At 72.3% G+C, this 13,248-nt stretch carries 12 protein-coding genes; 8 read left to right on the forward strand and 4 right to left on the reverse strand.

Annotated features, from left to right (window positions below; translation table 11 throughout):
* Nucleotides 1-300 (reverse strand): endo-1,4-beta-xylanase (locus tag ABZT47_RS31870; RefSeq protein WP_354850396.1); only part of this gene is annotated, 300 nt, incomplete at its 3' end.
* 756 nt (nt 301-1,056) lie between these two features.
* Nucleotides 1,057-1,800, reverse strand: a complete 744-nt coding sequence (locus ABZT47_RS31875; RefSeq protein ID WP_354850399.1) for a ZIP family metal transporter — start codon at nt 1,798-1,800, stop codon at nt 1,057-1,059.
* 342 nt (nt 1,801-2,142) lie between these two features.
* Between ABZT47_RS31875 and ABZT47_RS31880 the strand changes: the two genes are divergently transcribed.
* Both ABZT47_RS31880 and ABZT47_RS31885 read left to right on the forward strand, forming a co-directional pair.
* Complete coding sequence (locus tag ABZT47_RS31880) at nt 2,143-2,943, forward strand: phosphotransferase (RefSeq protein WP_354850402.1); 801 nt, start codon at nt 2,143-2,145, stop codon at nt 2,941-2,943.
* Between the two features lie 241 nt (nt 2,944-3,184).
* Entirely contained in the window at nt 3,185-4,306 is a 1,122-nt protein-coding gene (locus ABZT47_RS31885; protein ID WP_354850733.1) for a cobalamin biosynthesis protein, read from the forward strand.
* Nucleotides 4,307-4,408: 102 nt separating this feature from the next.
* On the opposite strand, the gene ABZT47_RS31890 is transcribed toward ABZT47_RS31885, so the two are convergent.
* The gene (locus ABZT47_RS31890) at nt 4,409-5,368 is read right to left on the reverse strand and encodes an aminoglycoside phosphotransferase family protein (protein WP_354850405.1); all 960 of its coding nucleotides are present in this window, start codon (nt 5,366-5,368) and stop codon (nt 4,409-4,411) included.
* Nucleotides 5,369-5,565: 197 nt separating this feature from the next.
* On the opposite strand from ABZT47_RS31890, the gene ABZT47_RS31895 reads away from it, so the two are divergent.
* The 6 genes from ABZT47_RS31895 (at nt 5,566) to ABZT47_RS31920 (ending at nt 11,649) form a co-directional block, all read left to right on the forward strand.
* Nucleotides 5,566-7,128, forward strand: coding sequence for a cobyric acid synthase (locus ABZT47_RS31895; protein WP_354850408.1), 1,563 nt, complete (start codon nt 5,566-5,568; stop codon nt 7,126-7,128).
* Nucleotides 7,129-7,240: 112 nt separating this feature from the next.
* Nucleotides 7,241-7,606 (forward strand): DCC1-like thiol-disulfide oxidoreductase family protein, encoded by a 366-nt coding sequence (locus tag ABZT47_RS31900; RefSeq protein WP_354850411.1) that lies wholly within the window; start codon nt 7,241-7,243, stop codon nt 7,604-7,606.
* A 305-nt stretch (nt 7,607-7,911) separates the two neighbouring features.
* Nucleotides 7,912-8,817: an ABC transporter ATP-binding protein gene (locus ABZT47_RS31905; RefSeq protein ID WP_354850414.1), complete on the forward strand. Its 906-nt coding sequence runs from the start codon at nt 7,912-7,914 to the stop codon at nt 8,815-8,817.
* Nucleotides 8,798-9,598: an ABC transporter permease subunit gene (locus ABZT47_RS31910; RefSeq protein ID WP_354850417.1), complete on the forward strand. Its 801-nt coding sequence runs from the start codon at nt 8,798-8,800 to the stop codon at nt 9,596-9,598. Before ABZT47_RS31905 ends, ABZT47_RS31910 begins: the two co-directional genes overlap by 20 nt.
* A complete protein-coding gene (locus ABZT47_RS31915) occupies nt 9,598-10,668 on the forward strand; it encodes a helix-turn-helix domain-containing protein (RefSeq protein WP_354850420.1) in 1,071 nt (356 codons plus the stop codon). Before ABZT47_RS31910 ends, ABZT47_RS31915 begins: the two co-directional genes overlap by 1 nt.
* A gap of 87 nt (nt 10,669-10,755) precedes the next feature.
* The gene (locus ABZT47_RS31920; RefSeq protein WP_354850423.1) at nt 10,756-11,649 is read left to right on the forward strand and encodes a hypothetical protein; all 894 of its coding nucleotides are present in this window, start codon (nt 10,756-10,758) and stop codon (nt 11,647-11,649) included.
* A gap of 407 nt (nt 11,650-12,056) precedes the next feature.
* Here the strand turns inward: ABZT47_RS31920 and ABZT47_RS31925 are convergent, their stop codons facing one another.
* On the reverse strand, nt 12,057-13,019 hold the full coding sequence (locus ABZT47_RS31925) for a quinone oxidoreductase (protein ID WP_354850426.1): 963 nt from the start codon (nt 13,017-13,019) through the stop codon (nt 12,057-12,059).
* Between the last annotated feature and the right edge of the window lie 229 nt (nt 13,020-13,248).

Genomic DNA, 13,248 nt, shown 5'->3' on the forward strand with positions numbered 1-13,248 from the left:
CTGGTTGGGCTCGGTCGCGTCGATCTTCATCTCGTTCTCGGCCGTCACCATGTTGAACTCACGGTTCGCGATGGTGGTGTACTGCGAGTCGCCCAACTTGCCCGAGGCGATCGCGGTGCCGAAGTACCGCCCGCTCTGCGCGGCCGCCGCGCCGAGCGTGCTCTCGGCGGCGCCGGCGGTACCCGGCGCGATCAGCACGGTGGTCAGACCGAGGGCGCCCAGAGCGCCGGCGATCAGCGTCTGGCGGAGACCGCCGACGCGGCGGCGGGGCCCGGGTGGGGCCAGGTCGTTCATGCCCATGCGTGAGCTCCTGAGAATGCATAAGGAAACGGAGAGAATGCGGAATCATCCGCCGACTCGACGTCGCGTCTGCAACGGAGACGCACACCACGGGACGTCGCGGCCAGGGCCCATGCGACACGCACCACCGACTGACAAGGGCGGCCTGGGTGCTCAGTCTGGAAACACTTCTGAAATGTGTCAAGTCCTTACTGAAACTTTCGGTCGGAGTGAGAGGAAAAGGCGTAGTCCGCTCGCGTGGCGCGTGCTCACCGGGGTGAAAGTTTCGGCACGAAGTTCTCCTGCGCTGGAGTGCTGAAGGTTTCGTCGCGACGTATCCGCTGGTCGCGCGACGTCGGTGTCCGGGATCGCCCGGCGGATGCGTGTCTGGTTTCCGGCCCCCCTCGAGCCAGGTGACAGATCCTTGACCGAGCGGACGTGATTGTGTTTACTCCCACCAACGCCACCGAACGTCCTCCGATGTGGAAGGGAGTCCGTCGCGACAAGTCGTCAACGCTCGTACATTCGTCGTTGCGTAGACGTCCTTCGACGAGAGCGCCGTGAGACCTTTGGGCCGACACCACGTTCGCTGGTCTCACTCGCACCGGTTTCGCCAGGTTGTGCACGCGACGGAGCGATCTGGGGAGGACCCTGACAACGGGACACGTGCCTGGTGAGTCGGGCGCGCCCCTTCAACCGGGGGGTTGACCCTCTCGGCCGAATCGTCACACGGCCGCGTGCCGGACGCGTTCACCCGGGCCCGTGGGGGACAAGCCTCTATGAATGGTGGGCGGCCAGGCCGATGACCAGCCACATGAACAGGGTGCCGGCGATCGTGGCCAGGAGGGTGGCCTGGGTGGGGTGGTCGGTGGTGTGGGCCTCGGGGAGGATGTCGGAGGTCGCCAGGTAGAGCAGGAAACCGGCGAAGAAACCCAGGTAGCCGGCGAGCACGGCCTCGGGGATCGCGACCAGGAAGGTCAGCGCGGCGCCGAGCACGGGGGCGATGGCGTCCAGCAGTACCAGGATCAGGGCGCGGCGGCGGGCGTTGCCGTACAGGGTCGTCAGGGTGAAGGTGTTGAAGCCGTCGGTGAAGTCGTGCGCGATGACGGCGACCGCCACCACCAGGCCCAGTTCCCCGCCCGACTGGAAGGCGGCGCCGATCGCCGTGCCGTCGATGAAGCTGTGCACGACCAGCGCCGATCCGGCGCCGAGGCCGACGGCGGAGTGCCGGTGGCTGTGGCTGGCGTAGTGACCGTCCTGGACGTCGTGGACGGCGAGCGACCGTTCGACGACGTGGATGGTGAGGAAGCCCGCCGCGAGCGCGAGCACCGGGACGGGGACGCCGAGGAGCCGGTGGGGTGACAGTTCCAGGCTCTCCGGGACCAGGTCGAAGGCCACCACGCCGAGCATCACGCCGGCGGCCGCGCCGAGCACGATGTGCCGCCGGTCGCGGACGCGCTGCGCGACGAGCCCGCCCAGCAGGGTGGTGACGAAGGCGGCGAAGGCCAGCGCGATGGGCATGGGGTAACCGTAGACAACCTGGAGCGGTGGTCGGTCCGGGGGACCGGCTTCGGACGGACTGTCGCCCTCACCGCTGGATTCCCTGCTCACCGGGCGGATGCCTCGCGCCGGGCTCGCGTCGCTCCGGGGTGCTCACACGGGCGCCTGCGAGCGCCTGCGGAACAGGTGCGGCGCTGCTTACACGGCTCGTGCCTGTCTCTGTGCGTCTGCGGCCGTTGAGCGGAAGCGGTGGTGTCGCGGGCGGCTCCGTTTCTATGAGTAGCGGCCGCGGTGGCGAGGTCGGCGAAAAATTGGGACGAAGGGGTCATCTGGCGGGGAACGGGAGGACTATGCTGGTGCGCCATGTTCGTCGGCACGTCAGCTCCTGAGATCCCCCTGTACGGCGGTGATGTGACGGAGGGGGTCGTGCGCGTGGGCGACACCGTGCGGCGGCCGATGCGCGCGTCCAGTCCGGCCGTGCATGCTCTGCTGCGTCATCTGGAGGCCGCCGGCTTCGACCGGGTGCCGCGGGTGTACGGGGTCGACGAGCGGGGGCGGGAGATCCTCTCCTATGTCCCGGGGGAGGCGGCGACGCGCCCGCTGCAGGCTCACGTGGTGAGCGATGAGGCGCTGGTGCTGCTCGCGGTGCTGGTGCGCCGGTTCCATGACGCAGTGGAGGGGTTCGTCCCTCCGCGAGGAGCGGTCTGGGTCGACGGGGCGCTGGACGACGCGCCGCCCGAGCTGGTCGGGCATTGCGACATAACCCCGGAAAACGTGATATTTCGCGACCAGAGGCCGTGGGCGCTGATCGACTTCGACATGGCACGCCCGACGACCCGGCTGTTCGACGCGGCGACCGTGCTACGCCACTGGGCGCCCATCGCCGACCCCGTCGACCGCGACCCGCTGCAGCGGCGCCTGAACGCGGGGCCGCGCCTGCGGCTGTTCTGCGACGCGTACGGCTTCTCGGCCCGCGACCGGCGCCGGTTGCTCGAGGTCAGCAGGCTCCGGTTCGGCCGTTCGTACGTTGCGATGCGGGCCCGCGCCGAGCGGGACGGCGGCGGCTGGGCCCGCATGTGGCGCGAGGGCGCGGGGGAGCGCATCCGCAGGGCGGCGGCCTGGCTGGACGCCAACTGGGATGAGCTCCATGCTCACCTGGTGTGAGCCGGCCGTGGATGAGCTCCGTGCTCACCCGGCGGTGGATGAGGTTCATGCTCACCTGGTCTGAGCCGACCGTCGAAATGAGCGTCTGTCGAATGATCCTCCGTCGAATGAGTGTTCTGTGTCTTTCGTGAAGTCGGTCGCCCGCCGAGGTACAACGGGGGACGCGCGCCCTGTGTCGTCCAGGACGTCGCCGTGGCGGGGCAGGGCCGTGGGGATCGCGCTCGGGGTCGCGCTGGACGCCGTGTTCGCCGATCCGCGAAGTGGCCTGCACCCCGTGGCGGTGTTCGGACGCGGCGCGGCGGCCGTGGAACGCCGGCTGTACGGGGATGACCGCGCGCGGGGCGTGGGACACGTGGCCGTGTGCGTCGGCGCGATGACGGCTCTGGGCGTAGCGGCCGAGTGGTCGACGCGGGGAAGGCAGGGGAAGCAGAGCACGCGGGGTACGCCAGGGGCGCGGAGCGTGTTCGGTACCCGCGGTTTGCCTGGGCTGCTGAGCGTGTTCGGTACCGGCGGTTTGCCTGGGCTGCGGGGCGGGTTCGGTACGCGGGGCTTGCCCGGAACGGAGCGGGTGTTCGACACGCGGGGCATGCCCGGGCCGCGGGGGGTGCTCGGCTCGCGGGGGATGTCGGCGGCGGGCGTGGGGCTCACCGCGCTCACCGCGCTGGCCACGTGGGCGGTGCTCGGTGGGACCACTTTGGGCCGGGAGGGGGCGTACATGGCGCGCGCCCTGGAGGCGGACGACCTCGCCGCCGCGCGAGACCGGCTGCCGCACCTGTGCGGACGCGATCCGTCCGGGTTGTCCGCCGACGAGCTGGCGCGGGCGACCGTCGAGTCGATCGCCGAGAACACCTCCGACGCCGTCGTGGCGCCGCTGGTGTGGGGCGCCGTGGCGGGGGTGCCGGGGCTGCTGGCGTACCGGGCGATCAACACGCTCGACGCGATGGTGGGCCATCGCTCCAAGCGCTACGAACGGTTCGGCTGGGCGGCCGCTCGCCTGGACGACGTGGCCAACTACGTCCCCGCACGGATCACCGGAGCGCTGGCCTGCGTGCTGGCGCCGCTGGTCGGCGGGTCGCCGCGACGGGCCGCGGCAGTGCTGCGCAGGGACGGCGGGCGGCACCCGAGCCCGAACTCCGGGCGCTGCGAGGCCGCCTTCGCCGGGGCGCTCGGCGTGCGCCTCGGCGGCCGGAACGTGTACGCCGGCAGGGTGGAGCACCGGCCCGTCCTGGGCGACGGCCGCGATCCGAGGGCAGGGGACATCGCCAGGTCGGTACGGCTGGCCCGCGCGGTCAACCTGGCGGCGGCCGGGCTCGCCGTCGCGACCGCCTGGGCCCTGGACCGGGGGCGCCGCCGAGGCGCATGAACCCGGGCGTGGCCGTCGCCCGAGGTGATCGGCCGTGGCGCGGCCCACGTCGCGGAGTAGGAGTCAGGGGACGGGAAGGTCTTGGTGTGCCTGGTCGTGGTATCAGGGCCAGGTGGTGCGGGTGCGCAGCCACTCCAAGGCGGCTTGGCCCTGGGCGTGCTGGAAGGCGCGGAGGGTCGGCAGGCCGGGTGGGGCGGGCAGGCGCGACTGGCAGGCGAAGTAGCCGGCGAACGCGGCGAGGAAGGCGGTCAGCGCGGCGGGGTCGGCCTCGCGGGCCACGCGATGCCCGGCGATCACCTCCTCAGGCGGCGGCCCGCCCTGCATCCGCACGCTTGGCAGCATCGCGACCACGTCGAACCATCGCGGACCGAGGAACGCGTGCGGCCAGTCGACGACGAAGACCTCGTCATCGGTCAGCAGCAGGTTGTCGGCCCGGATGTCACCGTGGACGAGGCTGTCGCCCTCGGTCGCCGCAGGCCATCGGCTCTCCAGCTCCGCGAGGTCGTCCAGGTGCGCCACCACCCAGGGGCCCAGGTCGGCGAGATCGTCCTCGCCCGCGTCGCGGGCGGCGGCCACGGTGCGCCAGTTCTCGAACATGCCGGTGAGCCGCTCATAGGCGGACGGGACGGCGATCGGGGACGGCGTCAGCCGCGCGGCCATTTCGTCCAGCGTGTCCAGGACCCGCGTCAGTTCGTCCGCCCGCCACGGCTGGGCGGGCTGGCGGCCGTCGATGTCCTGGAAGAGCAGCGCCACCCACCCGTCGAGGTCGAAGGAGGCGAGCAGCCGCGGCGCCGGAACCTGCGGGGGAAGCAGCGCGGCGACGCGGGCTTCCGACCGGTGGATGTCCGGACTGTGCGGGTTGGGCGTCGGACTTACGGCCTTGACGAAGGCGCGGCTGCCGTCCTGAAAGAGCAGTCTCGCGGCCACGCCGGGGGAGAACCCGCCGCTCTGCGTCACGGCCCGCGTCACCTTCGCCCCCATGTGGGACTCGATGGCGTCGCGCAGCTCGTCCGGCACGTCCTGCCAGGGACGTCGCACACCCGCCGCCGGGACGATCGTCATTCCGCCTCGCCTCCCTGGAGCGTTTCCATCGCATGGCCATCGCACGCATAGGACCGGTCTCGATGGACGGTGATGGAGCCGTCGGAGCCGCCGGTGATGAACACCATCAAAGTGCAGAGGCCCAGGTGAGGGCCACTCGATTAATCGCGCGGCACCGCGGGTCTCGGTGTCGTGATCGGCCCTGGCATCCTTGGTCCGTGCCAAAAGGGACGTTGCTGGTCGCGGGGACGACGTCGGACGCGGGCAAGAGCGTCGTCACGGCGGGCATCTGCCGGTGGCTGGCCCGCCGGGGCGTGCGCGTGGCGCCGTTCAAGGCGCAGAACATGTCGCTCAACTCGTTCGTGACCGCGGACGGCGCCGAGATCGGGCGCGCGCAGGTCGCCCAGGCGCAGGCGGCCGGGGTGGAGCCGACGGCGGACATGAACCCCATCCTGCTCAAGCCGGGCAGCGACCGGCGCAGCCAGGTGGTGGTCCTCGGCAGGCCGCTCGCCGACGTCGACGCGATGGAGTACGGCGCCTACAAGGACCGTCTCAGGCAGGTCGCGCTGGAGTCCTATCAGCGGCTGCGCGCCGCGTATGACGTCGTGGTCTGCGAGGGCGCGGGGAGTCCCGCGGAGATCAACCTGCGCCGGGGGGACATCGCCAACATGGGCCTGGCCCGGGCGGCGGATATTCCGGTGGTCGTCGTCGGGGACATCGACCGTGGCGGGGTGTTCGCCGCCCTGTACGGCACGCTGGCTCTGCTGGACGCCGGCGATCAGGCGCTCATCAGCGGTTTCCTGATCAATAAGTTCCGGGGCGCGAGAGAACTGCTCGAACCCGGACTGGACATGCTGCGCGCGATGACCGGGCGGCCGGTGTACGGCGTGCTGCCCTGGCTCGACGGGCTGTGGATGGATCTGGAGGACTCCCTCGCCCTGGACGGCCGGTCCCGGCCGGCGGTGGCGGGTCCGGCGGACGGGGACGTCCTGCGGGTGGCCGTGGTGCGGTATCCGCGGATCTCCAACTTCACCGACGTGGACGCACTCGCCGCCGAGCCGGGCGTCGTGGTGCGGTTCGTCACCTCCGGCGCCGAGGTGGGAGAGCTCCGGGAGGCCGATCTCGTCGTCCTGCCGGGCTCGCGAGCCACGGTCGCCGACCTGGACTGGCTGCGCCGCACCGGGCTCGCCGCCGCGCTCGTGGCCAGGCGCGGGCCGATCCTCGGCATCTGCGGCGGGTACCAGATGCTCGCCCGCTCGATCCGGGACGAGGTGGAGTCGAAGGCCGGGCTCGTCGAAGGACTCGGGCTGCTGCCCGCCTCCGTCGAGTTCGCCGCCGAGAAGACCCTGGCACGGCCGGTCGGGGAGGCGTACGGCTGCCGCGTCGCCGCCTACGAGATCCACCACGGGACGGTGACCGTCGCCTGGCCCGGCTCCGAGGGCGACGGTGGGACCGAGCCGTCCGCCGATGGCCGGGTCACGCCGTTCGACCAGGTGGAACCCTTTCTGGACGGGTGCCGGGTGGGGGCGGTGTGGGGGACGACCTGGCACGGGGCGCTGGAGAACGACGGGTTCCGCCGCGCGTTCCTCGCGGAGGTGGCCGCGGCGGCGGACCGGCGCTTCGTGCCCGCGTCCAGCGTCTCGTTCGCGGCCCTGAGGGAACGCCAGCTCGACGCGCTCGGCGACCTGATCGAACGGTACGTGGACACCGACGCTCTGCTCCGCCTCCTGGAGGAGGGCGCACCCGCTGGTCTCCCCGTACTGCCGCCGGGAGCACCGTAGCGTCACCCGAGGACCTCGGTGCCGTCGAAGGCACTCTCGCCATGTCGCCGAAGACACCCGTGGTGCCGCCGGGGGACGGTGAGGTGTCGAGGGCGCGTGCGAGAATCGACGGATGCTGGTGTACGACGGCGACTGCGGCTTCTGCCGGCGGTGCGTGGACTTCGGCCGCGAACACCTTCCCTTCATGCCCGAGACGCGTCCCTGGCAGGAGCTCGACCTGGCCGAGCACGGGCTGACCCTCGACGAGGTGACCCGGTCGGTGCAGCTCCTCGGCCCGCACGGTCTGCGCGCCGAGGGGGCACGGGCCGTCGCGGTGCTGCTCGCGCTCCAGCCGCGGCCCGTCCTTCGAGCGGCCGGCGTGGTGATGCTGGCGCCCCCGGTGAGCTGGGCCGCCGAGGGCGTCTACCGCCTCATCGCCCGCTACCGCCACCGCCTCCCCGGCGGCACCACCGCCTGCGCCATCGGCGAGACCCGCTGACCAGCTAGCCCGCCGTACGGCGGCGCCGTCTTCGCCGTACACCATCCCGCCGACCCGGCGCCATTCAGATGCGGCCAGGTCGGGTGAAAAGGGCGGGAGCCGCCGGGTTGGGCGGGAGCCGCCGGGTTGGGTGGGAGCGGCCGGGTCGGGCGGGAGGGGCGGGGGCGGGCAGTCCGGGTGGGAGGGGCGGAGACGGCCACACCGGGTGGGGGGGGCGTGGTTGCCGGGGTGTGGAAAGGAAGGGGGGTGTAAGTGTCCGGGGGTTGGGCTGTTGGTGGTGTCCGGGTGGGGATCAAGATGCGGGCATGACAGCAGTGGTGGAGGCCGAAGGGCTGACGAAGTTCTACGGGAGGCGCCGGGGGCTTGAGGATCTCAGTCTGGAGATCCGTCCCGGCGAGGTGTTCGGGTATCTCGGGCCGAACGGCGCCGGGAAGACGACGACGATCAGGCTGCTCCTGGACGTGATCCGACCGACGCGCGGCGTCGTGCGGGTGCTCGGCGCCGACCCGCGTGACGCGGCGGTCCGCGGGCGCATCGGCTACCTGCCCGGCGAGCTGGCCCTGGAGGGCCGCGAGAAGGCCCGCGAGTACCTGGAGTTCCTCGCGAGCGTGCGGGGCGGCGTCGCCAAGGGGAAGATCGAGACGCTGGCCGAGCGGCTGGAGGCCGACCTGTCGGTCAGGATGGGCCAGTTGTCCAAGGGCAACAAGCAGAAGGTCGGCCTGATCCAGGCGTTCATGCACGAGCCAGAGTTCCTGATCCTGGACGAGCCGACGAGCGGGCTTGATCCGCTGGTGCAGCAGGAGTTCCTGGCGATGGTGCGGGAGGTCCGCACGGCGGGGCGCACGGTGCTGATGTCGTCGCACGTCCTGGCCGAGGTGGAGCACGTGTCGGACCGGGTGGGCATCGTCCGGCGCGGGCGGCTGGTCGCGGTGGAGGACATCGCGGCGCTGCGGGAGAAGGCGGTGCGCAAGGTGGAGTTGCACTTCGACGCGCCGATCCCCGAGGAGGCGTTCCGCGACCTGCCCGGGGTGCGCGACCTGAAGATCGAGGGCGCGAGTCTGCGCTGCACGATCGACGGCCGTCCCGACGCGCTCATCAAGGCGGCGGCGCGCTTCACCGTCGTCCACCTGATCTCCGCGGAGCCGGACCTGGAGGAGATCTTCCTCACCTACTACAGCGAGGACGTGCACCATGCCCACGTTGGTGCGTAAGACCCTGCGGGAGTACCGCCGCGCGCTCATCGGCTGGACGATCGGCATCTGCGCGTTCATCGGCATGTACACCTCGTTCTACCCGCAGATGCGGGCGAACCCCGACCTCTACAGCCAGATCGCCATGGCCAAGTACCCCGAGAGCGTCCGCAAGCTCATGGGCGGCCTGGAGAACTTCACCTCCGGCGCCGGCTTCCTGCAGGCGGTCATCTACCAGCTTTTCATCCCCTTGCTCTTCATCATGTGCGCCGTGGTCCTGGGCAACAAGGCGATCGCGGCGCCCGAGGAGTCCGGGACGCTCGAGCTGACGCTCACGCTGCCGGTGACCCGCAGGCGGCTGGTGCTGGAGCGGCTGGCGGCCCTGGCGGCCGGGCTGCTCGCCGTCGCCGCGGTGTCGCTGGCCGTGCTCGTCGTGCTCGGGGCCGTGGTGGACCTCGGCGTCCCCTTCGGCAGGCTGCTGGCCGCGCACCTCGGCCTGTACCTGCTGGTGCTGTTCTACGGGACGCTGGCGCTGGCCGTGGGGGCGGCCACCGGCCGCAAGGGGACGGCCCTGGCGGTGGCGGGCGTGTACGCGGTCGCCGGCTACGTGGTCACCGTGCTGGCCCATGACATCGAGGTGATGAGATGGCTGAGCCGGGTGTCGCCCTTCCACTACTACAGTGAGGGAAACCCGCTGGCCAACGGCCTGCCGGTGGGGGACTACCTGGTGTTGCTCGCCGGGACGGCCGTGCTCGCCCTGACCGCTGTGCTGTCGTTCGACCGGCGCGACGTAGGAGTGTGATGGACGTTCTCGCTCATGTGAGCGAGGCCACCGGGGTGCCCTCCGACCTGCTCGAAGGGTGCCTTCCGGTGCTCGTCGCGGCCGGCGCGACCGGCCGCCTGCCCGGCCGGGACGCCGTCGAGGCGCTGCGCGCGCTGGGGACGGCCGCCGCCGAGCGCGGCGTGCCGATGCGCTCCCTGGCCGACGCCTGCCTGCTCACCTCCGAGCTGACCGCCCGACCGGCCGAGGCGCTGGTGCTCGGCGCGGTGCGGCGCGCGCTCGGCGCCTATTTCGAGGGATACGAGGAAGCGCAGTCGCGTGCCCTGCGGCAGGAGGAGCAGGCGCGGCGGGAGTTCATCGACGACCTGCTCCAGGGACGGGCGGACCGGCTGGCCGAGCGCGCCGAGCACTTCGGGTTGCGGTTCGCCGAGGCGTACGTCGTCGCGGTGGCCAAGGACGCCGAGCCGATCGCCGAGGGCGATCCGATCGTCCGCCGCATCGAGCAGGCGCTCATCGCGCGGTTCGGTTCGCACAACATCCTGGTCGCGGCCCGGGACGGGCTGCTGGTCTGCGTGGCGCCCGGGACGTTGGCGGCGGCCACCGGAGAGTTCACCCACCACGTGCGCGGCTCGCTCGCGGGCGAGTGGCGGGTGGGCATCGGACGCCCGCATCGCGGCCCGGGCGGGGTGGTGACCTCCTTTCGCGAGGCCGGCGACGCCATCGGGCTGGGGGAGCGGCTGGGACTGCGCCCGCAGGTGCTCAAGGCGTCCGACCTGCTGGTCTTCCCGGTGCTGTTACGCGACAGGGACGCGATCGAGGACCTGGTGTCCACCGTCCTGGACCCGCTGGTGAACGCGCGCGGCGGCGCGGGGCCTCTGCTGGAGACGCTGGAGGCGGTGTTCGCGGCGCAGGGCAATCAGACGGCCGCGGCGCGCAGGCTCGGCATCAGCACCCGGGCGGTGACCTACCGGCTGGAGCGCGTCCGCCGGCTCACGGGCTTCTCGCCGGACGATCCGACGCAGCGCTTCACCCTGGAGACCGCCGTCCTCGGCGCCCGCCTGCTCGGCTGGCCACCCGGCCCCACCTCCTGAACCGGGCTGGTCCAGCGGCTTTGTGGTCTAGAACGGAAAGAACGGGGTTCTGTCCTGGTACGGGGACTCTGCCCTACCATACGGAGCGTGATCACCCCCCTTCAGCTCGTCCGCCGGTCGATCGGCATTCTGGTGGGGCTGGGCGGCGTCTCGTGCGGCATGACCGTTCTGTTCCTGGGGTCCCGCGCGGTCATGAGCATCGGCGGGAGCTGCGGGTCGGGCGGGCCGTACGTCGTGGCCGCGTCCTGCCCGGACGGCGTCGCCTGGCTCGTCCCGGCCTCCATCTTCGCCGGCATCGCGGGCATCTTCGTCTACGCCTTCAGCGGGCTGCCGGTGGGGCCCCGGCTGACGATGCTGGCATGGCCCGCCCTGTTCCTCAGCCTCGGCTACGCCTTCCTGGAGAGCGCCTTTTCCGGCTCCTCCGTCGATGGGGGGTTCGTCGTCTGCGGCGTGGTGTTCGTGCTGATGGGCGGCGTGCCGCTGCTGGCACTGTTCAACCGGAGCGCCCTGCGGTCGGTGTTCTGGGGGACGGCGCCCGCGCCGTCCGCGCCGCCGGACAGGACGTCGCCGGGCACCGTGCGGTGGACGCGGTCGGTGGTGCTGCCGGGGGAGGACGACCGGAGCCGCGGCCGGGGACGCGACTTCAGGCCGCAGGCCGACTACCCGCCCGGCGACGTGCCGCAGGACGCGCCGCCGGACCGCCGTCCCGCGCGTCCGGCGCCGCGCTCCACCGACGCGCCCCCGGCGGACGCCGCACGGCCCTCCGACGCGCCCCCCGGGGACGCCTCGCGGCTCGCGGGCGCGGCCCGGGCGGACGGTTCGAGATTCGCCGAGCTGACGCCGGAGAACGCCCCGGCCGACGCCGCCCCGGGCGACCTGGTCGGACGGCTCGAACGGCTGTCCGCGCTGCACGCCGACGGCCGGCTCGACGACGCCGAGTACGCCGCCGCCAAGGCGCGGCTGCTCAACGGCCACCACTGAAGCGACCGGCACCGAGGCGACCGGCACTGAGACGAGAGGACGCGATGAGGAACGAGACGGCGCTGCGCGCCTGGGCCATCGCACTGCACGTGATCGCGATCGCGGGCGGCGTCTACCTGGGGATCTGGATCTTCGGCCTCGCCGCCGGCTCCGGCTGACCACGCCGGCGTTTTCCGGGAGCGGACCGCTTTGATCTGTGGGGATCGCTCTGCGCCGGCCACGAACGTTCACCGGCTCGGGCGCCATAGCCGGCGCCGGCATCGCCGCACAACGCCCCGCCGACCCGGCGCCGATCATCTCCAGCACATGGCCGGAGTGGAAAGCCGCGCCCGGTGAGAAACGTATGTGGTCATCACGCATGGCCATCGGCCCCGTTAGGGAGCCGATGGCCAGGGACGAGCGGCGGGTCAGGGGATCAGCAGGAGTTTGCCGGTGGTGCGGCGGCCCTGGAGGTCGTCGTGGGCGCGCTTGGCGTCCGCCAGCGGATACCGGCCGCCGATGTGCACCTTGAGCTCGCCGGAGGCCACCCAGCCCAGCACGTCGCCGGTGCGGGCGAGCAGCTCCTCGCGGGTGGCCGCGTAGTGGGCCAGCGTGGGCCGGGTCAGGTACAGCGAGCCGCCCGAGTTCAGCCGCTGCGGGTCGAACGGCGGCACCGGGCCGCTGGCCGCGCCGTACAGGGCCAGCACGCCGCGCGGGCGCAGCGAGGCGAGGCTGTCGTCGAAGGTGGCCGCCCCGACGCCGTCGTACACGACGTGGACGCCCTGCCCGCCGGTCAGGGCGCGCACCGCCTCGGCGAAGCCCTCGTAGCGGATCACCTCGTCGGCGCCGGCGTCCCGTGCGAGCTTCTCCTTCTCGGCGGTGGACACCGTGGCGATCACCCGGCCGCCGCGCAGCTTGACGATCTGGGTGAGCAGCAGCCCCACGCCGCCCGCCGCCGCGTGGACGAGCACGTCGTCGCCGGGCTGCACGGCGTAGGTCGAGGTGGCCAGGTAGTGGGCGGTGAGGCCCTGCAGGAGCACGGCCGCCGCCTGCTCGGGGTCGATGCCCTCCGGCAGCGGGATGGCCCTGTCGGCGGGGATCACGGCCTTCTGGGCGTACCCGCCGAGCACGCCCTGCCAGCCGACCCGGTCGCCCACGGCGATGCCCGCCACACCGGGGCCGAGGGCCGCGACGGTGCCCGCGCCCTCGGAGCCGGGGACGAAGGGCGTGGGCAGCGGGTAGCGCCCCTCGCGGTGGTAGACGTCGATGAAGTTCACGCCGCTCGCGGCGACGTCCACGAGCACCTCGCCGGGGCCGGGCTCTGGGTCGGGCACCTCGGTGGCGACGAGCGCGGACGAATCTCCTGGATCGGCGACGACGATGGCATGCATGGCGCTGAACTCCTTCGCGATCGTGTTTCTGCGAGCGGCGGGGCGTGAGGCCGTGCCTCGCGATGGCCAACCACCCGTGGCCGCCCGGTTGTTCCCCCTCCAGTCTCTTCCCTCCGGCTCACATCGGCGTCGATGGCGAGGTGCGCGGGAAGGGCCGGACGGCCAGAATGGCTGTGTCGCGTTCCACCTGGTTCGGGTGGAACGGGCAGGGCCCAGAGGCACGGCAGGA

Source organism: Sphaerisporangium sp. NPDC005289 (assembly GCF_040607455.1).
Lineage (GTDB): Bacteria > Actinomycetota > Actinomycetes > Streptosporangiales > Streptosporangiaceae > Sphaerisporangium > Sphaerisporangium rhizosphaerae.